Annotated in this window: 23 protein-coding genes and 1 pseudogene; 20 read left to right on the forward strand and 4 right to left on the reverse strand. The window is 41.2% G+C overall.

The annotated features are described in order from the left end of the window. The first annotated feature begins 411 nt into the window (after nt 1–411). The 14 genes from C6347_RS12275 (at nt 412) to C6347_RS12340 (ending at nt 17,750) form a co-directional block, all read left to right on the forward strand. Nucleotides 412–2,484 carry a BglG family transcription antiterminator gene (locus tag C6347_RS12275; protein WP_219905833.1) on the forward strand — a complete coding sequence of 691 codons (2,073 nt, stop codon included), beginning with the start codon at nt 412–414 and terminating at the stop codon, nt 2,482–2,484. A gap of 15 nt (nt 2,485–2,499) precedes the next feature. After that, a complete protein-coding gene (locus C6347_RS12280; protein WP_060596469.1) occupies nt 2,500–2,766 on the forward strand; it encodes a PTS sugar transporter subunit IIB in 267 nt (88 codons plus the stop codon). A 24-nt stretch (nt 2,767–2,790) separates the two neighbouring features. Further along, on the forward strand, nt 2,791–4,053 hold the full coding sequence (locus tag C6347_RS12285; protein ID WP_060596468.1) for a PTS ascorbate transporter subunit IIC: 1,263 nt from the start codon (nt 2,791–2,793) through the stop codon (nt 4,051–4,053). 17 nt (nt 4,054–4,070) lie between these two features. After that, nucleotides 4,071–4,763 carry a D-allulose 6-phosphate 3-epimerase gene (gene alsE, locus C6347_RS12290; protein ID WP_060596467.1) on the forward strand — a complete coding sequence of 231 codons (693 nt, stop codon included), beginning with the start codon at nt 4,071–4,073 and terminating at the stop codon, nt 4,761–4,763. A 183-nt stretch (nt 4,764–4,946) separates the two neighbouring features. Continuing rightward, nucleotides 4,947–5,987 (forward strand): LacI family DNA-binding transcriptional regulator, encoded by a 1,041-nt coding sequence (locus C6347_RS12295; RefSeq protein ID WP_106061892.1) that lies wholly within the window; start codon nt 4,947–4,949, stop codon nt 5,985–5,987. Nucleotides 5,988–6,203: 216 nt separating this feature from the next. Next, nucleotides 6,204–7,460, forward strand: a complete 1,257-nt coding sequence (locus C6347_RS12300) for an ABC transporter substrate-binding protein (protein ID WP_106071681.1) — start codon at nt 6,204–6,206, stop codon at nt 7,458–7,460. Between the two features lie 30 nt (nt 7,461–7,490). After that, nucleotides 7,491–8,423 (forward strand): carbohydrate ABC transporter permease, encoded by a 933-nt coding sequence (locus tag C6347_RS12305; RefSeq protein ID WP_106071682.1) that lies wholly within the window; start codon nt 7,491–7,493, stop codon nt 8,421–8,423. Next, a complete protein-coding gene (locus C6347_RS12310; protein ID WP_060596463.1) occupies nt 8,423–9,253 on the forward strand; it encodes a carbohydrate ABC transporter permease in 831 nt (276 codons plus the stop codon). Before C6347_RS12305 ends, C6347_RS12310 begins: the two co-directional genes overlap by 1 nt. 31 nt (nt 9,254–9,284) lie before the next feature. Further along, nucleotides 9,285–10,616 (forward strand): alpha-glucosidase/alpha-galactosidase, encoded by a 1,332-nt coding sequence (melA, locus tag C6347_RS12315; RefSeq protein ID WP_106071683.1) that lies wholly within the window; start codon nt 9,285–9,287, stop codon nt 10,614–10,616. 347 nt (nt 10,617–10,963) lie between these two features. Further along, on the forward strand, nt 10,964–12,424 hold the full coding sequence (locus C6347_RS12320; RefSeq protein WP_066030829.1) for a CoA-acylating methylmalonate-semialdehyde dehydrogenase: 1,461 nt from the start codon (nt 10,964–10,966) through the stop codon (nt 12,422–12,424). Between the two features lie 223 nt (nt 12,425–12,647). Next, nucleotides 12,648–14,183: a glycoside hydrolase family 43 protein gene (locus C6347_RS12325; RefSeq protein ID WP_066030830.1), complete on the forward strand. Its 1,536-nt coding sequence runs from the start codon at nt 12,648–12,650 to the stop codon at nt 14,181–14,183. 53 nt (nt 14,184–14,236) lie between these two features. After that, nucleotides 14,237–15,505 carry a glucuronoarabinoxylan endo-1,4-beta-xylanase XynC gene (gene xynC, locus C6347_RS12330; RefSeq protein WP_060596459.1) on the forward strand — a complete coding sequence of 423 codons (1,269 nt, stop codon included), beginning with the start codon at nt 14,237–14,239 and terminating at the stop codon, nt 15,503–15,505. A 131-nt stretch (nt 15,506–15,636) separates the two neighbouring features. Further along, nucleotides 15,637–16,344: a response regulator transcription factor gene (locus tag C6347_RS12335; RefSeq protein WP_060596458.1), complete on the forward strand. Its 708-nt coding sequence runs from the start codon at nt 15,637–15,639 to the stop codon at nt 16,342–16,344. A gap of 2 nt (nt 16,345–16,346) precedes the next feature. Beyond that, nucleotides 16,347–17,750, forward strand: coding sequence for a sensor histidine kinase (locus C6347_RS12340; RefSeq protein ID WP_106071684.1), 1,404 nt, complete (start codon nt 16,347–16,349; stop codon nt 17,748–17,750). A gap of 55 nt (nt 17,751–17,805) precedes the next feature. Here C6347_RS12340 and C6347_RS12345 read toward each other — a convergent pair whose 3' ends face one another. After that, the gene (locus C6347_RS12345) at nt 17,806–18,114 is read right to left on the reverse strand and encodes a magnetosome magnetite crystal formation protein family (RefSeq protein WP_034660817.1); all 309 of its coding nucleotides are present in this window, start codon (nt 18,112–18,114) and stop codon (nt 17,806–17,808) included. Between the two features lie 394 nt (nt 18,115–18,508). Between C6347_RS12345 and C6347_RS12355 the strand changes: the two genes are divergently transcribed. Further along, on the forward strand, nt 18,509–19,435 hold the full coding sequence (locus C6347_RS12355; RefSeq protein ID WP_106071685.1) for an alpha/beta hydrolase fold domain-containing protein: 927 nt from the start codon (nt 18,509–18,511) through the stop codon (nt 19,433–19,435). A 255-nt stretch (nt 19,436–19,690) separates the two neighbouring features. On the opposite strand, the gene C6347_RS19650 is transcribed toward C6347_RS12355, so the two are convergent. Continuing rightward, the gene (locus C6347_RS19650; protein ID WP_223250440.1) at nt 19,691–19,846 is read right to left on the reverse strand and encodes a pentapeptide repeat-containing protein; all 156 of its coding nucleotides are present in this window, start codon (nt 19,844–19,846) and stop codon (nt 19,691–19,693) included. A gap of 164 nt (nt 19,847–20,010) precedes the next feature. On the opposite strand from C6347_RS19650, the gene C6347_RS12365 reads away from it, so the two are divergent. Next, a complete protein-coding gene (locus tag C6347_RS12365; protein ID WP_060596454.1) occupies nt 20,011–20,670 on the forward strand; it encodes a TetR/AcrR family transcriptional regulator in 660 nt (219 codons plus the stop codon). A 108-nt stretch (nt 20,671–20,778) separates the two neighbouring features. Beyond that, complete coding sequence (locus C6347_RS12370) at nt 20,779–21,924, forward strand: alpha/beta hydrolase (RefSeq protein ID WP_060596453.1); 1,146 nt, start codon at nt 20,779–20,781, stop codon at nt 21,922–21,924. Nucleotides 21,925–22,151: 227 nt separating this feature from the next. On the opposite strand, the gene C6347_RS12375 is transcribed toward C6347_RS12370, so the two are convergent. Together C6347_RS12375 and C6347_RS12385 are read right to left on the reverse strand one after the other, a co-directional pair. Further along, a complete protein-coding gene (locus C6347_RS12375) occupies nt 22,152–23,489 on the reverse strand; it encodes a TrkH family potassium uptake protein (protein WP_066030837.1) in 1,338 nt (445 codons plus the stop codon). Nucleotides 23,490–23,924: 435 nt separating this feature from the next. Next, a complete protein-coding gene (locus C6347_RS12385) occupies nt 23,925–24,125 on the reverse strand; it encodes a hypothetical protein (RefSeq protein ID WP_034660801.1) in 201 nt (66 codons plus the stop codon). A 267-nt stretch (nt 24,126–24,392) separates the two neighbouring features. Between C6347_RS12385 and C6347_RS12390 the strand changes: the two genes are divergently transcribed. The 3 genes and pseudogenes from C6347_RS12390 to C6347_RS19470 all read left to right on the forward strand — a co-directional run. Then, on the forward strand, nt 24,393–25,562 hold the full coding sequence (locus tag C6347_RS12390; RefSeq protein WP_106071686.1) for an FAD-dependent oxidoreductase: 1,170 nt from the start codon (nt 24,393–24,395) through the stop codon (nt 25,560–25,562). Nucleotides 25,563–25,604: 42 nt separating this feature from the next. Next, nucleotides 25,605–26,285, forward strand: a complete 681-nt coding sequence (locus tag C6347_RS12395; protein ID WP_181185457.1) for a TetR/AcrR family transcriptional regulator — start codon at nt 25,605–25,607, stop codon at nt 26,283–26,285. A gap of 93 nt (nt 26,286–26,378) precedes the next feature. After that, a pseudogene (locus tag C6347_RS19470) lies at nt 26,379–26,508 on the forward strand (GTP-binding protein); the annotation flags it as partial.

A 26,508-nucleotide genomic window follows, 5' to 3' on the forward strand; every position in this document is an offset into this window, starting at 1 on the left:
TTCTTATTTGTATTGGCCGAGAAAAAGGGGACCTTTTTTTCTAAGTGGATCATCGTATGATAGAGGCAAGCAAAACGAACGTGAATATTTTGTCCAGAAGAAAGAACATGCGGACACTGATGCAGTACATATGTGTGAATCAAGAATGCCAAAAGCATTGTGAAGGATCAAAAAAATTCAAAAAGATTTTTCAGTACATCCATGACCTCATTACAAACGTTTTCTATCACATAAAAGAAGACAAAGGGTTCTTTTTGTACAAATCTCAAAGCACACTCAAGCGGGTGTGCTTTTTCTTATGGCAAAAGAGCACCCAAAAGCTGCACAGCATGTGCTGAAGACATTTGGGCTTCTTTGACGCATGTGAGTTGATTAGACTTATAACCAAAGGGAAGAAGGGAGGAATTCCAACTGTATTTAACCAAAAGGGGCACGACTTTACTATCAATGCTGATTCACACGACATCTTATTTATCAATTGAAGATTTACAGAATCGACTGAATGTCTCTACTCGAACCGTCTACTCTGAAATCAAACGCATGAATAGCTGGCTGGAAACTCAGCAGCTGAGTGGTATTCAGCGAAAAGATCAACTTGGCTACTACTTACACCCACATGAAAAAGAAGTCATTATTCAAAAAGCGAACACCATTCTCGTTGGCCATGATTATGAACCATGTGTAAAGGAAAGAAGAGCCATCCTGCTCTTATCCATTGCATGCAGTGAGAAACGCCTAAGAATTGATGATTTTATGAAGATGACCAAAGTGAGCCGGAATACATTGCTTGAAGATATGAAACAGCTAAAAGAAGCACTTTCAAAGCAGCAGCTTATCCTCCACTATCAGGCAGCCTGCGGCTATTTGATTTCAGGAGAAGAAAGAGCGATTCGATTGGCGCTGAAACCTTATATTCATTCCATTCGCACAATGATAAAAAACGAAAAAGCGTTTCCACCTTTTTGGTTAAAGGGGCCAATTTCATATAAACGGTTAAAGCATCTCCTCGAGCAGTCAGAACAAGAGCTTAAGTTCGAGTTTGCAGATGACATGCTGGATCAGCTGTCTTTGGATCTCTTTTTCTACTTTAAGCGGATGAAGCTAGAACGTGCTGTACACCTTTCAAACGAAGAGAAGCGTACATTGCAGGAAACAGATGAATGCTTTGCGGCTATTCGTTTCATGGCACGAATTCAAAGAGAAACCGGCCTTCATGTTCATGATGATGAAATCTATTTTCTTACTACTCTATGGCTCAGCGCCAAGAAACAAAAGCTTCCATCAAGTAAAAAACCAGAAGAGCATCTCATTCGCACCATTGCCAGACAAATGATTTTTGACTTTCAGCGGTATGCATGTATTTCCTTTCAAGAGTACGAAGCCTTGGAGCAAAACTTGACAATGCATCTCATCCCGGCCTATTACAGACTCGTCTATCACATTGATATCAACAATGAATTAACAGAATCTATTAAAAAAGCACAGCCAGAGGTGTTTGAAATCACTCAAAAGGTCGTATGCCATTTAGAAAAGGCGACCTGTTCAAAGATCAGCGACCATGAAATTGCATATGTGGCGATGCATTTTGGTGGTTGGATGAGAAGAGAAGGGATTTCACCAATTGTGCGGCGTTCTGTATACATTGTCTGCGGCGAAGGAATTGGCACAAGTCACATGCTGAAAACACAGCTTATCGAATTAATCGGTTATATCGAAGTACGTGAACTATTATCAAAGCGTTCATATGAAGAAATGTCATCCATTGATGTCGACTTTGTTGTGTCAACAACACCTATTTCGTTTAAAGGAAAACCCGTTCACCTCGTTCATCCCATTCTCACTGCCTATGAGAAAAAAACCTTACTTCAATATGGGGAAGGTGCAGAAATCAGGCTTGATGAGAACAATGTGGACGCTTTATTCAACATCATTCAGCAGCATACCATCGTACAAAATGAAAAAGCACTGCTTCGTGATCTTAAAGAGCTGCTTCATCCCGCATATGTATCCCATCAGAAAGGGTGGAAACCAGTGTTAAACGATTTATTAACAGAAAAAACCATTCATCTCCAGCAAACAGCAGAAACTTGGCCAGAGGCCATCACAAAAGCAGCGCAGCCTTTACTCGATCAAAATGCCATTCAGAGAGGTTATGTGGAGGCCATGATTCAGTCTGTGCATCAAAATGGACCTTATATTGTGATTGCACCACAAGTAGCCATTCCGCACGCCAGACCAGAGGACGGCGTGAACAAATTAAGCATGTCACTCATGTCATTTGAACCGCCCGTTTTTTTCTCTAAAGATGGAAAAAAACAGGTTCGTCTCATCATTGTGCTAGCAGCCATTGACAGTATGACCCACTTGAAAGCACTCAAACAGCTGACCATGCTGTTAAGTGATGAAAAACGGAGGAAACAACTGGTTGAAGCAAAGGAATTAGCATCGGTGCAAAAACTAGTTGATCAATTTTCACAACTATAAAGGAGGAAAAAGAGAATGAAAAAAATTCTTGTTGTGTGCGGAAACGGATTAGGAAGCAGCTTTATCGTAGAAATGAATGTCAAAAAAGCATTAGAAGAGTTAGGACTTGTAGCTGAAGTAGATCATACCGATCTCAGCACAAGTAAAAATGAACAGGCCGATCTATATATCGGAGCAACAGACATTATCGATCAGCTGGATGACGGCACAAGAAAGGTCGCTGGATTAAATAACTTGTTAGACCAGAAAGCCATTAAAGACGTCCTTCGTAAACACATATAAGCCACAAAAAAGGGGGATCACATCATGATGGAACTGATCATGAACGATATATTGGGCACACCGGCAATTCTCATCGGTTTGTTTGCACTGGCCGGTTTACTTTTGCAGAAAAAATCAGCCGCAGATACCGTGTCAGGCACCTTGAAAACAACCATGGGTTTTTTAATATTAGGAGCGGGCGCCACGGTCGTGTCTGATTCACTTGGAGTTTTTCGAAAAATGTTTGAAGCAGCCTTTCACATTCAAGGGGTTGTCCCAAATACAGATGCCATGGCGGCTATTGCTCAAAAGGAATTCGGGACACAGACGGCTCTCATTATGATTTTTGGCATGCTGGTCAATTTGTTATTGGCAAAATTCACGCCCTTTAAATACGTCTTTTTAACAGGGCACCATACCTTGTATATGGCTGCAATGCTCGCAGTGGTTCTCTCGACAGCCGGAATGCAAGGAGGATTTCTTGTGACCACCGGTTCGATTATATTAGGAACGGCTATGGTCATTGCACCCGCTATTCTTCAGCCATTCACAAGGAAAGTCACCGGAAGCGATGATCTCGCGCTTGGACACTTCAGTACCTTTGGTTATTTTACAGCGGGAATGATCGGCAAATGGATCGGTCGTCCAGAGAGATCAACGGAAACCATTCAAGTGCCTAAATCACTCGGCTTTCTAAGAGATACATCTGTTGCCATTTCGATCACGATGGCTTTGCTGTTCTTTGCGATTGCACCGTTTGCAGGGATTCCCTTTATAGAACAAATTAGCGGGGGCACGAACTTCGCTGTCTTCATTCTCATTCAGGCTATTACCTTTGCTGCAGGTGTGTACATTATTTTAGCCGGGGTGCGGATGGCAATCGGTGAAATCGTGCCTGCTTTCAAAGGGATTGCCGATCGTTTTGTGAAAGGGGCAAAGCCGGCACTTGACGCGCCAACCGTTTTTCCATTTGCTCCAAATGCAGTCATTATCGGATTTTTATGCAGCTTTGCAGGAGGCATCGTATCCATTTTTCTTTTACCTTTGTTTGGTTTAACTGTCATTGTCCCTGGTCTTGTCCCGCACTTTTTTTGCGGCGCTACAGCAGGAGTGTATGGTAATGCAACAGGAGGCGTAAGAGGTGCTGTCGCTGGGGCCTTTGTGAATGGATTGCTTCTTTCCTTTTTACCTGCTTGTTTATTACCTGTGTTAGGAACCCTTGGCTTTGAAGGGACAACTTTTGGAGATACAGACTTTGGTATCATCGGAATCTTGATTGGATTGATCAAGCTTTTATTTCAACTCTAAAAAGGAGGAGCCTCAGAATGACAGCCATTTTTTCACCTTCATTGATGTGCATGGATTTAACGCACTTCCGCGAACAAATTCATATACTCAACACAAGAGCAGATCGATATCATGTCGACGTCATGGATGGTCATTACGTGAAAAATATCACCTTATCGCCCTTTTTCATAGAACAGCTTCGAAAACTGACAGATAGACCAATTGATGTTCACCTTATGGCGGAATACCCCCAAGAATTTTTAATCGATGCCTGCATTGATGCAGGCGCAAGCATGATCTGCTTACACCCAGAGGTCGTGCAAAGAGACGTTTTTAGAATCATTCGGCATATCCATCAAAGAGACTGCAAGGTCGGCTTTGTCTTAAATCCCGCCACACCAATTGCGGTGTTAAATTCCTTTATACATTTAATAGACCGAGTGACGATCATGACGATCGATCCAGGCTTTGCTGGACAGCCTTTTATTAAAGAAATGCTTCGTAAAATCAAAGAGGTGAGAAAGATAAAAGAGCAAGGAGGATACTCATTTTCAATTGAAGTAGACGGCTCTTGTAATGAGAGCACGTTCCGGCTGCTTGCTGAGGCTGGAAATGAGATCTATATCATCGGCAACTCAGGTTTATTTGGACTTCACAATCAACTCGATAAAGCTTGGGAGACAATGAAGCAATTGTTTGCAAAAGAAACAGCCTCAATTGAATCACGTTAGTAAAAGAGGATGTAATCCATCCTCTTTTTTACGCAATTTTACTAAAACACCGCAATCTCACCAAAACATAACCAAATACAAAATAAAAAAATTACAAATCCACAATTGAAAGCGCTTTACTTATATGTTATCCTTCAAATATCTTTAGTAAATATTTAGTCAAAATCTAAGAGGAGTTTGCCTATGACCACACTCAAAGATATTGCCCATGATGCAAAAGTGTCCGTATCCACTGTATCCCGTGTGTTAAATGGCGATCAAACACTTGCCGTTTCACACGCAACAAGACAAAACATCCTCGACATTGCAAAGAAGCTAAACTATACCCCAGTGAGAGCAAGAAAAGCCGATCAAGCAGAAGAAAAACCTCCATCTGAATCCCCAGTCATCGGTATCGTTGTCGCTCAATCCATTGACGAAGAATTAAATGATCCCTTTTTTTCATCGATTCGAAAAGGAATTGAAAAAGAATATGCCAAACAAGGGCTGTCCACCCTCCATACCTTTCGCCTGAGAAGCATGGACAAAGGGGCGATGCTAAAGGATATTGACGGTTTGATTGTCATTGGACGAATCAGTCCCGATACAGTTGAAAAAATGACAAACCGAATGGAACACATTGTTTTTATTAATCATTATGCGGATGAAGATTTGTATGATTGTGTACATGTTGATTTTGTAAGAGCGGCAGATCGAGCAATTCGCCATCTGCAATCGCTTGGCTATACACATCTAGGCTATATTGGCGGAAAGGAGCGGGAGCATTATTTCGAAGGAAACGCTGTGATTGAGGACGAAAGGCAAACGACGTTTATGAGAAGAATGCAGGAGGCGGGATGTCTTCATCTGGATGACATCCACATTGGGGAATACTCCATGCAAGAAGGCTATACGCTTATGCAGCAAGCCATTAAAAAAGGAAACCTTCCACAAGCCTTTTTTATCGGAAGTGATTCAATGGCGATCGGTGCAATGCGTGCGCTCAACGAAGCCGGTCTGCGTGTTCCTTTCGATGTATCCATTGTTGGGTTTAATGACATTGAAGCTGCTTCATTTTCAAGTCCGCCGCTTACAAGCGTAAAAGTATATACAGAAGAAATGGGGGAAGTCGGCTTGAAGCTTTTGCTTGAGCGAATAAACGGAAGAAAGCTCCCTCTAAAAGTCGTCGTGCCAACAAAACTCATCGAACGGGGCAGCACATGTCTCATCCATGAAAGGGGGTGAACCAAGATCTCAGCAAACAAAAAAGAGACAAAAAAGCAGAAAGCAGCTGCTCAGCATGATGGCCAGATCATGCTAAGAACAAGGCAGCCTGCCGTTATGCTCTCTTATCTCTTTGAAAAGAATAGAATTCCAGTATAATGGACTTCTTTTGTTTCCGCAACTGCATGAATTCTACCGATTATCGTCTGAATTTTCAGTGATCAAAAGGAGGAAACCATGAATAAAAAATTCATGCTGCTGACTGCGGCCTTTGTCTTGACCATTCTTTTGTCTGCTTGCGGCAATAACGGTACGTCCGAAGCAAACGGAAAGGTCACCCTGACTCTCTTTTCGACGATGAGCAACAGCGGGGAAAGAAAAGCATTTGAAGAAGTGATTCGTGAGTTTGAAAAAGAGCATCCACATATTCGAATCGATGCCAACTTCCCAGGCAACAGCTATGAAGATATGATCCGCGTCAAAATGGGGGCAAACGATATGCCGGATCTGTTTGACACACATGGCTGGGCCAAACTGCGCTACAGAGAGTATGTGGCTGATTTAAAAGAGATGGATTGGGTCAAACAGCTTGATCCATCACTCGATCAGATTTTAAAGGACCAAGATGGCAAAGTATACGCGTATCCGCTGAATCAAGCAAAAGACGGGCTTAGCTTTAATGCCAATCTATTAAAGGACTATGACATTGAAGTCCCTAAAACACTTGATGAATTAAAATCTGCTTTGCTGACAGTTAAAGAAAAGAGCAAAGGAGATGTTGTGCCGCTCTGGATACCAGGAGGAGATAACTCAAATATCGCCCAAGTCTTTGATGAACTAGCCACACCTTTATTAATCACCGCTCCAAAACATCAATACGGAAAAGAACTTGAAAACGGATCTTTTGATTGGTCTCACTATACACCGCTTGCACAGTTCATGAAGGAGCTGAAGGATCAAGATCTTTTAAACAAAGATGTCCTGACAGCGAAACTATCTCAAGCACCTGAACTGATGGCACAAAACAAAATAGCCTTCACCTTTGTCGGAGGATCATTAGGACCTGAAGCGTCTGAACTCAATCAATCGATCAAAGTAGGCACGATACCTGTTCCTGCCATTCATGAAGGAGATGAGCAAAGCTGGATTGGGGGAGAACGGTTTACTGTCGCTGCCTGGAAGGACTCCAAGCATCTAAAAGAAGCAAAACAATTCATCGATTTTCTCGCAAAGCCTGAAAATGCGGAAAAAATCGCAGAAGGCACATCCTCTGAAGCAGCCTTAACGCATGTAAAAGCGAAAAACTATTACTCTACGTTTTACGATCAATACGAACAGGTGAAGATTGAACCTTACTTCGATCGAAAATACTTACCAAGCGGAATGTGGGCTGTCATGGCAACGACGGGTCAAGAATTATTAGCAGGCTCCATCACACCAGAACAATTATCGAAGAAGATGGAAGAGGAATATAAGCGTCTGAAAAAACAATAGCAGGCCCATGCTGAAACAGGAGTGAAGCCAATGAATGACATCACAAAAGCAAAGCAGCCAGCCGCATTTACCTCTTTACCAAAACAAAAGATGCAAAAAAGCCGGAATTCATCACTTTGGTGGATGTACATGCCAGCTGTACTCGTCGTCAGTACCTTTATCATTTATCCTTTTTTGAACGGCATTCAGCTATCTTTTACGAATTGGAACGGGTTCTCACAAACTTATGAATGGATTGGGCTTGATCAATATAAACGTCTGCTTCAAGACCCAACGACATGGCTTGTTGTCAAAAACACGCTTCTCTACGGAATTGGGAGTACAATCTTACAAAATATCATTGGACTTGGATATGCTCTCTTATTAAACCAAAGTTTAAAGATGAGAGGCATCACAAGGACGGTGATCTATCTACCTGTCATGATCAGTCCGATTGCCATGGGCTATATTTGGTATTTTGTGTTTGCTTACCAAGGCGGTGCCTTAAACGATGTGGTGACGTTTTTTGGATTTGACCAAATGAATGCGCTTGGCAATCCGCAATTAAACACATGGATCATTGTGCTTGTCAACACCTATCAATTCGTCGGAATTGCGATGATCATTTATTTAGCAGGCCTTCAAAGTATTCCTAAGGATTATTATGAGACGGCACAATTAGACGGCGCATCAAGCCTCCAGCAATTCAGACGGATCACATTGCCGCTGCTTATGCCGTCTATCACCATTAATGTTGTGCTTAACGTCATTGGCGGGCTGAAACTTTTTGATGTCATTGTGGCACTAACAGGCGGCGGACCTGGAGATTCCTCGCAATCGATGTCGACCTTTATGTATGATCTGTATTTCAAACGTCAGGATGCAGGCTATGCAGCAACGCAAGGAGTCTTCATGGCGGTCATCATCCTTGTCATTAGTGTCGCAGCACTGATTTATTTCAAACGAAAGGAGACCGAGGTGTGATGGATAACGCCTTTAAACGCAAAAAGAGATGGTACACCTTCCTCGCACTTTTGGTGACATTGCTTCACCTCATTCCATTTTATATCTTGGTGACGACATCATTAAAGGGGATAGGAGATTTCAGTTCAAAATGGCTGTTTCCGAAAGCGCTCCATCTTGAAAACTTTCGCACGGCATGGACAGAGGCTCAGCTTGGCCAGTCCTTTTTGAATACAGTGATGATTACGTTTAGCTCCGCTGTATTACTCATCATACTTGGATCTCTTGCAGCCTATCCGCTCGCAAGAAGAAACACAAAGCTAAATAAAGCAGTTTATGTTTTATTCATCACCATTATGGTCATTCCACCGCTCACAGCCCTTGTCCCGCTCTATAAAATGGTCGTTCAAATCGGGATGATGAACACCTATCAAATCGCTATTTTAAATAATGTCGCTGCTTTTTTGCCGCTAACCATTTTCTTATACGCAGGCTTTATCCGGTCGACCATTCCAAAGGAGCTTGAAGAAGCAGCCCGTATTGATGGAGCGGGGACACTCAGAGTTTTTTTCACTGTCGTTTTTCCTCTTCTGAAGCCCATTACCGCTTCTGTCTTAATCATTGCCTGTGTGTATATTTGGAACGACTATCAATTTGCCATCTTCTTTTTGCAAGATAAAGAGATGCATACACTCACAGTCGCCTTATCCCATTTTTTTGGTCAAAATCAGCATCAGCTCCAGCTCGTTGGTGCCGCTGCGCTCATTGCGATGCTGCCAATGGTTACGATGTTTTTACTGTTGCAAAAATATTTTATCGCAGGGCTTTCACAAGGCTCTGTCAAAGGGTAGTTCAATATGGATGTAAAAAGGAGAGTCGTCAATGTCTAAAATTACATTTATCGGTGCAGGGAGTACCGTGTTTGCTAAAAATATATTAGGAGATTGTTTGTTCGTCCCTGCACTTAGCGGCTTTGAATTCGCATTATATGATATCGACCACAACCGGCTGAATGAATCAGACACGATGCTTCGGCATTTAAAAGAGAACTACGGTGCAAATGTGACCATTAAGCCCTATCACAACCGAAAAGAAGCCTTAAAGGATGCGAAATATGTCATCAATGCCATCCAGGTTGGAGGCTATCGGCCAAGCACTGTAATTGATTTTGAGATTCCGAAAAAATACGGATTAAGACAAACGATTGCGGATACGGTTGGCATCGGCGGCATCTTCCGCTTCCTTCGAACAATTCCTGTGATGCTTGATTTTGCAAAGGAGATGGAAGAGGTTTGCCCAAATGCTTTATTATTAAATTACACAAATCCAATGGCCACACTGACAGGTGCGATGCTGCGCTATACACCGATTCAAACGGTGGGTCTTTGTCATAGTGTGCAGGTGTGTACAAAGGATCTATTTGAATCACTTGAAATGGATCATGAAGGCATTGAAGAAAAAATTGCCGGCATCAACCATATGGCATGGTTATTAGAGGTGAAACGGGACGGAAAAGATTTGTACCCAGACATCAAAAGAAGAGCGAAAGAAAAGCAGCAAGCGCGGCACCATGATATGGTACGTTTTGAGCTGATGGATAAATTCGGCTACTATGTCACAGAATCCTCAGAGCACAATGCCGAATACCATCCTTATTTTATCAAAGTACGCTATCCAGAACTGATCGGTCAATTTAACATTCCGCTCGATGAATACCCGAGACGCTGCGAGGAACAAATCAACAACTGGAATACAATGAAGCATGACCTTGTGGGCAATACACAGATCACACATACTCGCTCAAAAGAATATGGTTCTCGTATCATTGAAGCGATCGAAACGAACGTTCCCTTTAAATTTGGCGGGAATGTGCTGAACACAGGAGGACTCATTCACAATCTGCCTGAAAAAGCGTGTGTCGAAGTACCATGTGTTGCAGATCGCAGCGGCATCATGCCTTGCTATGTCGGAGAGATCCCTGAACAATTGGCTGGACTCAACCGGACCAATATCAGCTCACAGCTCATGACAATCGAAGCAGCAATTAGCGGCAAAAAAGAGCACATTTATCAAGCGGCATTACTTGATCCACACACAAGCGCTGAACTATCCATTGATGACATCATCAAATTATGCGATGAACTCATTGAAGCACATGGTGAGATGCTCCCGCATTTTGCAGAACCGAATCAATATGCTGCATCAACTAAATAAAAGAAAAGAACCAGCCTCTACCTGATGCAACGCGCATCAGGTTTTTCTTATGTTACAAAAAGAGGATTGACTGAAAGCGTTTTTAATATTATGATTTTTCTACAGTTACCCAATAGTTGATCAAAAATACACCATGAATAAATCACATTCCGGAATCATTTCTCACAAACAAATCGATGGGCGGCAACATTTCACACTTTAGAGCAAGCTCTTTATCACAACGTAAACCAAAACGTCAGTTTCATTTGACAAAGAGTGTATACAGATGGGCGCCCGTTAGATGAGACAATGACAACCATACACATCCTATAAGCATGACATTCTTTCATAAAAAGGAGAGAGGGAACATGACCAAAACAGATGTACAAATGTTGAAAAATTATATTGGCGGACAATGGATTGAGGCAGAAACAAGTCAAACAGAGGCAGTATATAACCCAGCTACTGGCGAGATCATCGCAGAAGTGCCGCTTTCAACAAAAAAGGATGTCGAACGTGCGGTACAGGCAGCACAAGAAGCATTTACCACTTGGTCGAAAACACCAGTTCCCCGCCGTGCACGCATTTTATTTAAATACCAGCAGTTACTCGTTGAAAAATGGGATGAGCTGGCTGAACTCGTAACGATTGAAAACGGAAAAAGCATAACAGAGGCAAAAGGAGAAGTGCAGCGAGGGATTGAATGTGTGGAATTTGCCGCTGGTGCACCGACCTTAATGATGGGAAAACAATTACCAGATATCGCATCTGGACTCGAATCTGGCATGTACCGCTATCCAATTGGCGTCATCGGCGGGATTACACCATTTAACTTTCCGATGATGGTTCCTTGCTGGATGTTCCCACTTGCTATTGCCTGCGGAAATACGTTTGTTTTAAAACCTTCAGAGCGCACGCCGATTCTTGCCGCACGGTTAGCCGAATTATTTGAAGAAGCTGGTCTTCCAAAAGGGGTTCTCAACATTGTCAATGGAGCTCATGATGTCGTCAATGGTCTGCTTGAACACCAAAAGGTCAAAGCCATTTCATTTGTCGGCTCTCAGCCAGTCGCAGAATACGTCTATAAAAAAGGCACAGAGCATGGCAAACGTGTCCAAGCACTTGCAGGTGCAAAGAATCACTCCATTGTCCTCAAAGATGCAGATTTAGATGCGGCAACGAAACAAATCATTGGTGCTGCCTTTGGATCAGCGGGAGAGCGCTGCATGGCCGCGGCCGTTGTCGCGGTGGAAGAAGAAGTGGCAGATGAGTTCATTCAAAAATTAGTTGATGAATCGAACGAGCTCGTCATTGGAAATGGAATAAATGAAGATGTCTTTCTTGGTCCAGTCATTCGAAAGGAACATAAAGAACGAACGCTTCAATATATCCAGTCAGGGATTGAAGAAGGAGCAAGCCTCATTCGTGATGGTAGGAATGACCTTGAAACAAATGGAAAAGGGTATTTCGTTGGACCGACGATTTTTGACCATGTCACAAATCAAATGAAAATTTGGCAGGACGAGATTTTCGCCCCAGTCTTATCAGTTGTCCGTGTCTCTTCACTAACAGAAGCGATCGACCTGTCCAATCAATCAAAATTTGCGAACGGTGCCTGCCTTTACACGGACAGCGCATCAAGCATCAGAGAATTTCGCGAAAACATCGAAGCAGGTATGCTCGGCGTGAATATCGGTGTGCCCGCACCAATGGCATTTTTCCCGTTTTCCGGCTGGAAGGATTCTTTCTACGGGGACTTACATGCGAACGGAACAGACGGAGTAGAGTTTTACACAAGAAAGAAAATGGTGACCGCTCGTTATATGTAATCTACATTCATTGAATAAGAAGAAAAAATGCAGTTCCAAAGTGGAGGACTGCATTTTTTATTGTCTCCTAGTCAAAAAGTAAGGGTTTTCATGATGATTTCAGCAGTGATTTCCCCTAGAAATCATCCTTTGTATTCATTCTTCATCAGCGCATATCAACATAATTTGAAATTGGGCGTAAACCCCAATATTAGGAAGATGAAAACAGGAGGAAAATGACACGATGAGGAAGAGGATGAAGTGCGGTGTAGGTTTTTTGATTCTTGCTTTGGTGCTGAGCTGTATACCGGTATATGATGCGAGTGCAGCAAGTACCCCCATTGCAAAACGAGTAGGAAATGCAAATCCACTCATAGACCATCACCTGGGGGCGGATCCGTTTGCGCTCACCTATAACGGCAGAGTGTACATTTATATGTCGAGTGATGACTATGAATATCACAGCAATGGAACGATTAAGGATAATTCTTTTGCGAATTTGAATAGGGTCTTTGTCATCTCTTCGGCGGATATGGTGAACTGGACAGATCACGGAGCGATTCCAGTAGCTGGCGCAAATGGGGCCAATGGCGGGAGAGGGATTGCCAAATGGGCAGGCGCTTCCTGGGCTCCATCCGCTGCGGTGAAAAAGATCAATGGGAAGGATAAATTTTTCCTTTATTTTGCTAACAGCGGCGGAGGGATTGGCGTCTTGACAGCAGACAGCCCGATTGGACCTTGGAAAGATCCTATCGGAAAAGCGCTCGTCACGCCAAATACACCAGGGATGTCCGGTGTTGTATGGCTTTTTGATCCAGCCGTATTTGTAGATGATGACGGAACCGGTTATCTATATGCCGGAGGAGGCGTTCCAGGCGGTTCAAATCCAACGCAGGGACAATGGGCCAATCCTAAAACAGCAAGAGTTCTGAAACTAGGATCTGACATGACTAGTGTAGTTGGCAGCGCATCAACCATTGATGCTCCTTTTATGTTTGAAGATTCGGGTATGCATAAGTATAACGGTACCTATTACTATTCCTATTGCATCAATTTTGGCGGCTCCCACCCAGCAGATAAACCACCTGGTGAGATCGGTTATATGACGAGCTCAAGTCCAATGGGCCCCTTTACGTATAAAGGACACTTCCTGAAAAATCCGGGTGCATTTTTCGGCGGCGGCGGTAACAACCATCATGCTGTGTTCCATTTTAAAAACGAGTGGTATGTCGTGTATCACACGCAAACGGTGAGCTCAGCCTTATATGGAGCAGGGAAAGGCTACAGATCTCCACACATTAATAAGCTTGTGCATAATGCTGACGGCTCCCTTCGAGAGGTCGCAGCCAATTTTGAAGGAGTTAAACAGCTTTCCAACCTGAATCCTTATCAACGGGTAGAAGCTGAAACATTCGCTTGGAATGGACGCATTTTAACAGAGGCTTCCTCAGCACCAGGTGGACCAGTCAATAACCAGCATGTCACAAACATTCAAAACGGTGATTGGGTGGCTGTCAGTAATGTCGATTTCGGATCGAGCGGTGCCAGAACCTTTAAAGCCAATGTAGCATCCGCTTCAGGTGGACAAATAGAAGTACGTCTTGGCAGTCCAGACGGCAGAATTGCCGGAACACTCAATGTCCCTTCCACAGGCGGAAACTGGCGAGAAATAGAAACGGCAGTGAACGGAGCAGCAGGAGTGCACAACGTATTTTTTGTCTTCAAAGGAAATGGTGCCAACCTATTCCAATTTGATTCCTGGCAGTTTACTCAAAGGTAAACAAAATCAGATGCTGCGGCATCGATCACTGGTTGATGGGAGAGTGGGAAAATTTGATGTCCATAATCAAAAAACCAATTTGTACTTTATTGATCTGCTTCACTATGCTGTCTGTCATGTTCATAGGGCCTGGGGTAACTGAGGTTTCAGCAGCAAGTGATGCGAATATTAATGTCAATGCGGAAAGACAAGTGATTCGCGGCTTTGGCGGAATGAACCACCCGGCTTGGATTGGTGATTTAACCGCCCCTCAAAGGGAAACCGCCTTTGGCAATGGGCAGAATCAATTAGGATTCTCCATTCTACGAATTAATGTAGACGAGAACAGAAATAATTGGCACAGAGAAGTTGCTACCGCCAAAAGAGCAATAGAGCATGGCGCTTTAGTGATCGCTTCGCCTTGGAATCCTCCAAGCCATATGGTGGAGACTTTCAACCGTAATGGTGCGTCTGCAAAGCGGTTGAGATACAATCAATACGCCGCGTATGCTCAGCATCTGAATGATTTTGTGACATACATGAAAAATAATGGTGTCAACCTCTATGCCATTTCTGTACAAAACGAGCCTGATTATGCACACGAATGGACATGGTGGACGCCTCAGGAAATCCTGCGATTCATGAGAGAAAATGCCGGCTCCATTAATGCACGCGTGATTGCACCAGAATCTTTTCAATACCTTAAAAATATATCAGATCCTATCTTAAACGATCCGCAGGCGCTTAGAAATATGGACATTCTCGGTGCCCATCTGTATGGAACCCAGATCAGCCAGCTTCCGTATCCTCTTTTTAAACAAAAAGGAGCGGGGAAAGAGCTGTGGATGACAGAGGTATATTACCCGAATAGTGATAACAATTCAGCGGACCGCTGGCCTGAGGCATTAGGGGTGTCAGAGCATATTCACCATTCGATGGTGGAAGGTGATTTTCAGGCGTATGTTTGGTGGTACATCCGCAGATCATACGGTCCTATGAAGGAAGATGGAATGATTAGCAAACGTGGCTACAACATGGCGCATTTCTCCAAGTTTGTGCGTCCAGGGTACGTCAGGATTGATGCAACGAAAAGCCCTGAACCGAATGTTTTCGTCTCAGCCTATAAAGGGGACAATAAGGTCGTCATTGTAGCGATTAATAAAAACAATACAGGCGTTAACCAGCACTTTGTCATGCAAAATGGAACCGCTTCACAAGCGTCAAGATGGATTACGAGTAGTAACAGCAACCTTCAGCCTGGAACTGACTTAAATATATCAGGAAATCAATTTTGGGCTCATCTCCCGGCTCAAAGTGTGACAACATTTGTGGTCAAACGCTAAAAAAACACCAAAAGCCAATTTTCTCATTAAAAAAGAAAATTGGCTTTTTTCTGTGTAAATAGAAAGTTGATTTTTCACGATGTCTACACTTTGGGTATAATAATAACAATGACTTCAGGAGAGTGATCATAATGCCAAAGCTTCAAAGCAAAGTATTGATTATAGATGACGAAAAAGAAATTTTGGAATTAATCCATACAGTATTAACAAGAGAAGGCATTGACCGGGTGATAACAGCTTCAACTGCCCGTGATGGGCTCACGCAATTCCATCAAGAACATCCCGATCTCGTCATACTGGATATTATGCTGCCAGACGGTGAAGGCTACGATATTTGTAAACAAATCAGAGACGTCTCGCATGTTCCGATTATCTTTTTATCAGCAAAGGGAGAGGAATCAGACAAAATTGTAGGACTTGCCATTGGCGGCGATGATTACATTACAAAACCTTTCAGCCCAAAGGAAGTCGCCTACCGGGTAAAAGCCCAGCTGAGACGGTCATCATACTTACAGCCTTCTCAAGCTGATCCCGTGATCAAAAAAGGGCCATTTGAGTTAAATGAGCAGCAAGCCGAACTGACGAAAAACGGAGCGGTAATTGAGCTCACACCGAAAGAACTTATGCTGATGACCTATTTCTTGCAGCATCCGAATCGCGTGATCAGTAAAGAAACGCTTTATCAAACGGTTTGGGGAGAGGATTTCTTCGGTTCTGATAATACAGTGATGGTACATATAAGAAGACTTCGGGAGAAAATAGAACATTCCCCATCTACACCAGAATTTCTCGTGACGGTTAAAGGGCTTGGCTATAAATTTGTTGTAAAGGATGCGTAAAGATGAAATGGCGATTAACAGGCAGATATATGGTCTCTGTCATTATCGTGACCATTATCACGGTCTTTATTAACTTATTTGGATTCATGATTTGGCTTGTACTACAAGCAAGCAGCCAGCAAAACGAAGAAAATACGCCGGAAACCTTCACAAGAACATTTGAACAATACATCACCTTGTCTGATCAAGATATTACTGTGAGTAAAGAAGGACAACAAGCCTTAAAACAACAAAATGCGTGGATTCAAATATTAGACGAAAATGGACAAGACGTCTATCATGCACAAGCACCTAAAAGTTTAAAGAGCAAATACACACCTATAGAAATCGTGAACTTACATAAATATAAAGATAAGCAATTGATGTCGACTATTTATGCTGGGGGGAAAAACGGAAAGGGCAAGGAATACAGCTACTTTATCGGATTTAAGGACCCTTCCATCGGAAAATATTTATTTTCTTTTGATACGAAAGACTTAATATCAAGATTCAATATCGGGACGATGATTTTATTATCGATTGATGCCATCATTGCCTTATTCATTGGATACTTATTCAGCCGGCAGCTCATCAAACCGCTCGGCCGTGCCATTTACGGCATTCAGCGACTCGCAAACGGAGATTATACGACGAAGCTTCCAACGAAGGGAATCTATAAAGATGTATTCTATAATGTCAATCACTTATCAGAGCAGCTCGCTTCAAGTCAAAAGGAAAAAGACAAATTAGAGCAAATGCGAGAAGAGTGGATCAGCCATATTTCTCATGATATTAAAACACCATTATCCTCTATTCAAGGCTATGCAGAAATCATGAAAGATCCAAGTTATCCTCTTTCAGATCAAGATATCAGACATTACGCTGACATCATTGAGAATAAATCACTGTACATTAAAGATGTGATGGAAGATCTAAATTTAACAACAAGATTGAAAAATAACGACGTGATGCTGCATAAAGAGCTGGTGAACATTGTGCCGTTGCTGCGTGAAACGTTAATTGATATCCTAAACGATTCGAGATATGCAGATCAGACGATTGAGCTGCAATCGAATGTAGACAAGCTCATGCTAAATATTGATACGATCCTCATACGAAGAGCGGTCACCAATCTCATTTTAAATGCCCTTGTTCACAATGATTCTGATGTGAAAATCATTGTACAGCTGGAACAAAAAGAAAATACCCACATCACGATTAAAGATAACGGCAAAGGAATCGAAGAGGCAGAGCTAGAAAAAGTGTTTGACCGCTACTATAGAGGGACGAATACAGGAGGGAAACATGCAGGCTCTGGTCTCGGAATGGCCATTGCAAAGGATATTATCCAAAAGCACGGCGGGGATATTACGATACGCAGTATAATAGGGGAAGGAACAACGATTGATATCCAATTACCCGCATGAATGGACATACAAAAAAAACGGTTCTGATCAATCACAGAACCGTTTTTCCCATCTATTATTCTGAAAACACTTTAATGCCTTTGACAATGTTCCAAATGAAGAAGTAGATCGCCACAAGGAATGTCACAGCATACGTTGCAATTAAGAACGGACCAGCATGTCTGATATCGTTCATGCCAAGTAAACCTGAACCAAGGATGCCAATGCCAAAAATCAAATAAGGAATGAAATGTGTCCATAGCGATTTTTTCGCATGATATTTCACTTCGTCCTTCCCTAAGAAATAGACGATAATCGGAAACAAAAATGGCGCAAAAAAGATACTGAAGTAACATAATGAAGACAAAATTTTATTTTCTCTCAAACCTTTTCACCTCTATGATTGATTTAGAAGGAGGACCATTTGACTCATCCCTCACTTCCTTACAAACCCATTGTACTACCTCAATCTTAACTTGTATTAATCCGAACCTTACAGCAACCTTAAAAATGTTAAAAGATCGAACGCTACATGAAAGATAAGGAAATACAAGTTATGGAACTGCTGAGTCAAGACATAGAACCTGATACTTTAAGAAGGATAGTCCATCACAAACACGAAGAAATTGAAAGGAAAATCAAACGCTTCCGTCAAATTCAAGACCTTTTATCTAACTTGTTAAAGACCTCTGATAAAGAAATACAAGTCTTCCTCGAATCATTTCGTGTGATACATCAGGATGAACAATAAAACAATTGACTTAAAGGAGAGAAAACAAATGAGTGTGGAAATTGTTAATGGAGAACGTTCTGAAGAAAGTATTGAATTTGAAAAATTATTCGCTTCCCAAAGTAATAAAGAGAGTTTTTCTAGTATTGAAAACACAAAAAAATTTCTTGATCAAAAAGGAATAGAAAATACGAAGCCTTATGCCATTGGGGATGATGTGAAGTTAATTAGTGAGATAAAAGAGCAGACATTCGAAGGCATGCAAGTTTTCACTTTGAATGACCAAACGTCACAAAAACAAAAAGTCATTCTATATATACATGGCGGCGCGTGGACAAATCAGCCTTTGAATTTCCATTGGTGGTTCATGGATAAGATGGCGCAATCACTCAATGCGAAAGTGGTGGCTCCTATTTACCCAAAAGTGCCTCATTATAGCTGCCAGAATACCTATCCGAAAATCCTAAACTTATATAAAGACCTTCTGAAAACTGCCGGAAGTGCCAATCAATTGACGATCATGGGAGATTCAGCTGGCGGAAATATCTCACTTGGTCTGGCGCACCTTTTAAAGAAGGAAGGTCTGCCGCAGCCGAAGGATATTATTTTATTATCTGCATGTGTTGACATGAGCTTAAACAATCCTCTCATGTTTGAATATGCAAAAAAGGACCCGATTCTAGGTCCTGAAGGAATGGAAGTCATTGCAAAGATTTGGACAGCTGATAAAAATGTAACTGACCCATTGATCAGTCCCATTTACGGTGACTTTAAAGGACTTGGGAAGATTACTCATTTTATTGGAACACATGATATGTTATATCCAGATGCCATAAAGCTTGATGAAAAACTAACAGAACAAGGAATTGACATAAAAACCTTTGTTTATCCTGAAATGCTTCATGTATTTGTTGTCATGCCAATCCCTGAGGCACAAGATGCTCAGGAGAAAATCATTCAGGTGATCACTCGTTAGGGGTTGAGTTCACACAAAAAGATGCAGAATGATTTGATTGAAATAGTCGAAAGTTTAGTGAATGGGCTGCTTACTTGAAAGCAGCCTTTTTCAATTCAACATGAAATACATTCAGATTGTCAATTCACTTCGGGTTAAGTAATCCTTAAATTCCAATTTTTGTTTAAAACATACATATTTCCTATTAATATAATGAATGTTCACTTCTTCACTGGAGTTGACGAAGTGTCACCACTCCCTCAAACGTTATATCAACTAGCTGATATTCGCTGCCTGTAAAACGCGGTCATTGAATCTACATTGATAAAAAGTACAATCGATAAACATAGCATTCTCCAATGTCATTCCTCTCATATCGCAGGAGGAGAATTCGCAATTGGTGAAAACGGCTTTGATTTTGGCAATGTCCACAGAGCGCAAGTCGGAACGAATAAAGGTACAATGATCAATCGTACTACCGTTGGGGTGAAATCCCTCCGAGCAAAGAGCCGGTATCTATTTCAATACAGCTTGACATGTGAATCAATTATCGATATGGTGTGAATGAGTTCACACTTTACATAAAGGAGTCATTTATGCCAAAAAATACTTTCTTTCGATTGGATGAAGCAAGACGTGAGGACATATGTAATCGTGCTATGCATCTTTTTGTTGATCATCTTTACGAGGATATAACGATGAAGATGGTTTTGGATCGTTTGTCCATGCATCCCGGAACTTTTTATCGGTATTTTGAAGACAAAGATGACCTTTATTGTCTCTTAATACGACATGTGACCAAGAAAAGAGCTGCGTATTTTCATAACAACAATGAAGATTCTCTTTTTCAATTTTTCCTTACTGGCCTATTTGACAACACTAATGGCATTGCGACTGAGCCATTGAATGAACTGGAAATCAAACTCGTTGAAACATTTTTACACATTCCAGAGAACACCTTACTAAAAGTATATTTGAATGTGCTAAAGGGCGAGTCATTCCCCTTAATCAAGGACATGTTACGCCGCATGAGGGTTGATGGATATCTACGACCTGATATTGATGACGACCTCATTTCTTTTATGTTTGAATCTATGCAGTTTAATTTAGTCATGTTTTTTAGGGAATTCGATATTAAGGATTCTAACCTGCAGCATAAGATGAGCAAGTACTTTGCTGACTTTATGGGTCATGGGCTTCTTAGAGATGATAAATATGCTGAAGTTGTTAGCGATCTCAAGGAAGCCAAGGAATAAGGATGATGAACTGAAGATTGGATGTAACCATTTTACAGTTTTGAAAGCACTTATATCGCCATGTGTATTTCACATTCGCACTTTCATTTATTAAGGGGGAACAAAAGGATGAAAAGGTATGACACATTCCCAGAACCAATCGGCAGCTATACCGCCGCTCGTACCCAGATGGATTTTGAGTACACAGCATCAGATGACTCAAAAAGAGAATTGACCGCGTTTGTGTACTATCCGTCCGATAGCAGCGAAGGGAAGACTCCATCAACGTACATGTTTCCTGAAGTCTACGAAATGCTTCATGAGCAGCCACTTGTCACTGAGTATCTGAAAGAGAAGAATTTTTTCTCTATCGATATCAAGACTCATTGTTACGACGACCTTGCTCTTTCTGGGAAGAAAAAGCGCTATCCAGTGTTATTTTATGTTTGCGGCGGGGGCGGTTCACCGGAATGGGGGACAGCCATCTGTACAGACCTGGCAAGCCTGGGTTATGTTGTCGTCAGTATCGGCCATCAGAATAGCACAATGTATAAACGGAAAGATGGGAAGCTGTTGAATGTATCAAAGGATTTTTCGGATGTCATTATGGCGTTTTCTGAAGATCCGGAGATGATGGAGCTGGCTGGCAAGATGAAGATGCGGCCTGACGATGAAACGGCCATTGAGATGTGCCGTAACGTCCTGGCTCTGCCAATCATTAATCAGTTAACATTATATAGTGAACGACAGGCAGAAGATGTAAGGTACGTAGCCGATCATCTTCACAAACTAAACTCTGAAGAATTGGATTCTATCTTTCATGACAGACTGATGCTTGACGTCGGCATGGGCATCGTCGGACATTCTTATGGAGGAGCTACGGCAGCGGTTGTTTGCCGGGATGACGACCGGTTTTCCTGCGGAATTGGCTTGGACAGCGGGGCATTCGGCCTTCTCGATAGCGACCTGAATAAACCTTTTCTGCTGTTGTTTTCTGAACCTAACTATCATATGAATGCGCTCATTGGCGTGAACAACAGCATGGAAACCTTTTATTTCTCTGTTGATCGCGCTGCCCATTTAGATTACTGCGACATCGTGTTTACCGGTGTAGATGAGGAACTCAGAGGCACAAGGGATGCATTAGATATGCGAAATCTTATGACGGATTATACGAAGACCTTTTGTGATCATTACATTCTGCAAAAGGCTGCACGTGTGGAAAGCCTGTCATATGATGGCGTGGACTTAATCAAGAAAACGAGCAACAAGTAATAACGGAGAAGCTGCTGATCAAAGCCGTTTCAAGCGTCAGCTTAAAGTTGAATATCTCAGCTTTTCCGTTAAATACCGAATGCTGATTGTTTGGAAAAGAAGAGAACGTACTAACAGATCTGTATTCCAAACAGCTTGTAGTGAATGAAGAGAAAAAAATCTAAAGTGGATCAATCCATCATCTTGATGATTAAATTAAAAGGGAACCATTTCAATCATTGCTCATATTAGCCTACAAATACTTCTCCCTCCGGATAACGTATTGGGCTTTTGGTTCGTTTCATAAAGATAAATACAATGGTCAGAGAACCTACTCTGCCAATAAACATCAGAATCGAAAGAATCACCTTACCTAAAAACGTTAAATCAGGCGTTAATCCCATAGAAAGACCTACTGTGCCAAATGCTGAAAAGGTCTCAAAAACAATATCAATGAAAGGAGCTTTTTCAGTCATTGTCAATAAGAAAATGGTGATAAACACAAAACATAAACTGATAAAGCTGATTGCTAAAGCTTTAATGACAACATCATGCTTAATCGTACGTCTAAATATAACGGGTTCTTTATTTCCTTTCAGAAAGTGGAGAACAGAAATCACAATAATGATCATTGTTGTTAACTTAATCCCACTTCCTGTTGACGCACTACCAGCCCCCATAAACATAAGAAGCATCATAAGTGTTAAAGAACTCTCATGCATATGTCCGATATCAAGAGAATTAAAGCCCGCAGTTCTAGGTGTCACAGCTTGAAAATATGACGCCCATAATTTATCAAAAAGATTCATTGGACCTAAAGTATGCGGATTACCAAATTCCATTAAGAATATCAATAATAGTGCAACACCATTTGTGACAAAGGTTCCTATGATCATAAGCTTTGAATGGATGGATAATAATTTAAATTTACGTTTATCCCATATATCAAAAATCACGGTAAATCCAAGACCGCCGATGATAAACAGGAGGGTAATCGTCAAGTTGATCAGTGGATCATTGACATAGTTCATCAAACTATTTGAAAAAAGAGAAAATCCAGCGTTATTAAAAGCAGAAATGGCATGAAATAAACTAATATAAAATCCTTTTAAAAAGCCATATTCAGGTATCCATCGAAACGATAATATACACGTCGCCAATAACTCAAAAGTCATTGAAAAGATAAACAATACTTTTACAAGACGTACAATACCACCAATATTTGTGAGGTTAAAGGCTTCTTGAACCAACAATCTTTCACGAAGCCCTATTTTTTTGCCAAGCAAAAGGATGACCATGACGGCTAAAGTTAAAAAACCAAGACCACCAATTTGTATCATCAGCATAATGACTATTTGGCCGAATAAAGTAAAAGTTGTTCCGGTATCAACCACAGCTAAACCTGTAACAGTTGTTGCTGAAACAGCTGTAAAGAAAGCATCAATGATGGGGATAGGTTTGACTGTAGAAATAGGTAAAGACAAAAGAAAGGATCCTATTACAATAACAGTCAAAAATCCAAACAATAAAATCTGGGGAGGAGTTAATTTTACTGGTTTACTTAAAAAATGATCAAATTTAAACATTCCTTAGCCTACTTTCAACCACATGAAATTTTTAATGTTATTATATAACGAATAGGGATACGATTGTCTATTAATCACTCATTCTCATGTCAAATGAGTGCATTGGTGCTTTGATGATCCAGCAAAAGCAGAAGGAACAGAAGAAGAGAAATAGGCATTTTCCCAAAGGGTGAGAGATGAAATTGGGGGTTGATTACAGCAGTTTGCTGTGACTGAATATAGTTTTACATGATAAGCCATATTGAATCAATGGCTTATTTTTGTTTCGATCAATTGAAGACGTTCAGGTAGCGTGACTTTAAAAGACTTGATATTTAGTAATAGCACATTTACAGCCATCTTGAATGAAACAGGAAGATGATAGCAGACAAGATAAAAACATTTGATCCAACTCAAAAAGATATATAGTGAATAAACGCCGCAAAAAACGATTTTTCATTGTTCTAATGAGCGATTGAATTGTTTTCGAAAAACTAGGCATGAGACAGCAAATACTGCGAATGCGCCTGCTGATCCAGCAGCAAACATCAGCTCAAATTGTTCTGGTTTGGATTTGAATAACAAAGGGACAGAAAGAATGAGAGCAGCACCACTAAAGCTCAATCCTAATATCAACATTGCCAATAATTTATTCATAGAAACACCTCGCAGACTCAGCATTGAAACATTAGGAACCGACTGATCTAAGAATCATGTTATGATTTGAAATCCTTTAAAATCCCTAAATCGAAGTGTCCAATTTATATCCTTTGGGTGTCGAATGATTGGGTTCATTACAATTAAAGCACACATTCATGAAATAAACCATTTTAAACGAACACTGTTCTTTACGAACGATGTTCGTTATAATATAAATGAGATGTGGTTTTACACTACTTCCATAAAGAAGAGGAGATGCATACGATGCAGACATTATCTAAAAAACAAAAGCAAATCGCTATCATTGGAGGAGGACCAGGAGGGCTAACACTCGCCTTAATTCTGCAAAATTACGGTATACAAACAACCATCTATGAACGGGAGATGCATGACAAGAGTCTTGAAAGAGGAGGCTCACTGGATATTCACGAAGAAACAGGTCAAAAAGCCTTAAAGGAAGCAGGAGTTTATGAGAAATTTCAAAAGAACGCTCGCTATGAAGGAGAAGATTTCCGGTTATTTGATAAAGCAGGAAGAATCTATCTAGACGAAGAAACTGAATCACATGAAAAAGGCACTCGGCCAGAAATTGATCGTGGTGTTTTGTGTAAAATGCTGTTAGATCAAATTGATGCTGAAAACATCAAATACGGATATAAACTAGATAGATGTGTTTCATTAGAAAACGGCATGACAGAACTTCATTTTGAAAACGGGGTTGTCGAGACGGTTGACCTTTTGATTGGAGCAGATGGTGCATTTTCTCGTGTACGTCCACTGTTAACAGAAATTGATATTGAATACTCCGGGCTCACGATGCTTGAACTGAATGTCCTCAACGTAGAGGTGAACCACCCTGATTTAGCTGAATTTAATAAACGTGGTAAAATGTTTGCTTTAGCTGATCACAAAGGAATTATTGGTCAGTTAAACGGAGATGGACGAATAAAAGTGTATGCAAGCCTTATGGTAGAACGCAGCTGGATCGAGACTTGTGGCATTCCATTTAATCAAGCGAATGAAGCGAAAGAACCATTATTAGAGTTATTTAGTGATTGGGATGATCAGCTGAAAAATTATATTCGTTATGCAGAAGATGTCATCATTCCAAGACGTATTTATACGCTTCCTGTCGGTTTTAAATGGAACCGTCATAAAGGAGTAACGCTTATCGGTGATGCAGCTCATCTCATGACACCATTCGCAGGTGAGGGTGTAAACATGGCGATGTTTGATGCAATGGAGCTTGCACTTGCTATTGTCCGACATCCTAATGATATTGAAAAGGCTATTGAAGAGTACGAAGAAATGATGTATGAATATTCATCGGAAAAGGCTCAGGAATCGGAGAATAGTTTAAAACTGTGTTTTTCAAAAGACGCTGCGGTCAAGCTTGCAGATATGATGAATTCTTTTCAAGTAAACGGTGATTGATGCTCAATTTACTATTTTACTTTGACATGATATAAAGAGAGTATGAACAATTCAAATCGTCGTATTATAAGTCGTCGGTCTCGGCCGGCTAAAGAGCCCTTAAGCCGTGAGCTTATTGTTAAAACTGCCTATTCGCTTCTTAAGGAGCAAGGGATAGAGGGCATGAGTATGCGTAAGGTGGCTAAAGCATTGGATACGGGACCTGCATCCTTGTATGTCTACGTGAACAATTTTCAAGAACTAAGTGCTTACGTATTGGATTATGGTCTCGGCCAAATGGTTTATCCAGATTCAGTGGATGGCACATGGAAAGAAAAGTTATGTGAAATATTGCATACTTATTTCCTGCTGCTATTTGAAAAACCTGGTCTTGCTGAAATTTCTCTTTCCACCATTCCACAAGGAACGAACTTTCTTCAGTTGACCGAACATATTCTCGCTGCATTGCATGAAGGCGGGATCAAATCTACATCCGCTGCATGGGGAGTAGACCTGTTACTGTTATACGTATCTTCCGTAGCTTACGAAAAGGTCTCTTGGAAGAAACAAGGCTCTTCGCAGATTTCAGACACAAAAAAAGCATTTCATGATGCAGACAAAACGCGTTTTCCTTTCATTCATAGTGTAAAAGAAGAAATGTTTGCAGGTGATCCCGTATCAATGGAACGGTTCCGATGGGGAATTGACGTCATTTTGTATGGAATCCAGAAAGAAAGCAATTAGAAAGGAGCACAAGCAAAAAGCAGTCAATGGCTGCTTTTTTTATATGGTTATTTTCACATTTGTGATCTTGTGAGCATCATGATATATAAATAAATCCAACCAGAAGCATCTATCATCAGAACCTCAAAAGGTAAAGTACAGCCAAGTGACATTTTGAATACTGGTTTATTTGACTTTGAAAAATCCAGTGCTTCTGCTGGCTGGATCAAAGAAATCAACGCCG

Source organism: Bacillus sp. NMTD17 (assembly GCF_002998735.1).
In the GTDB taxonomy this organism is placed as follows: domain Bacteria; phylum Bacillota; class Bacilli; order Bacillales; family Bacillaceae; genus Bacillus.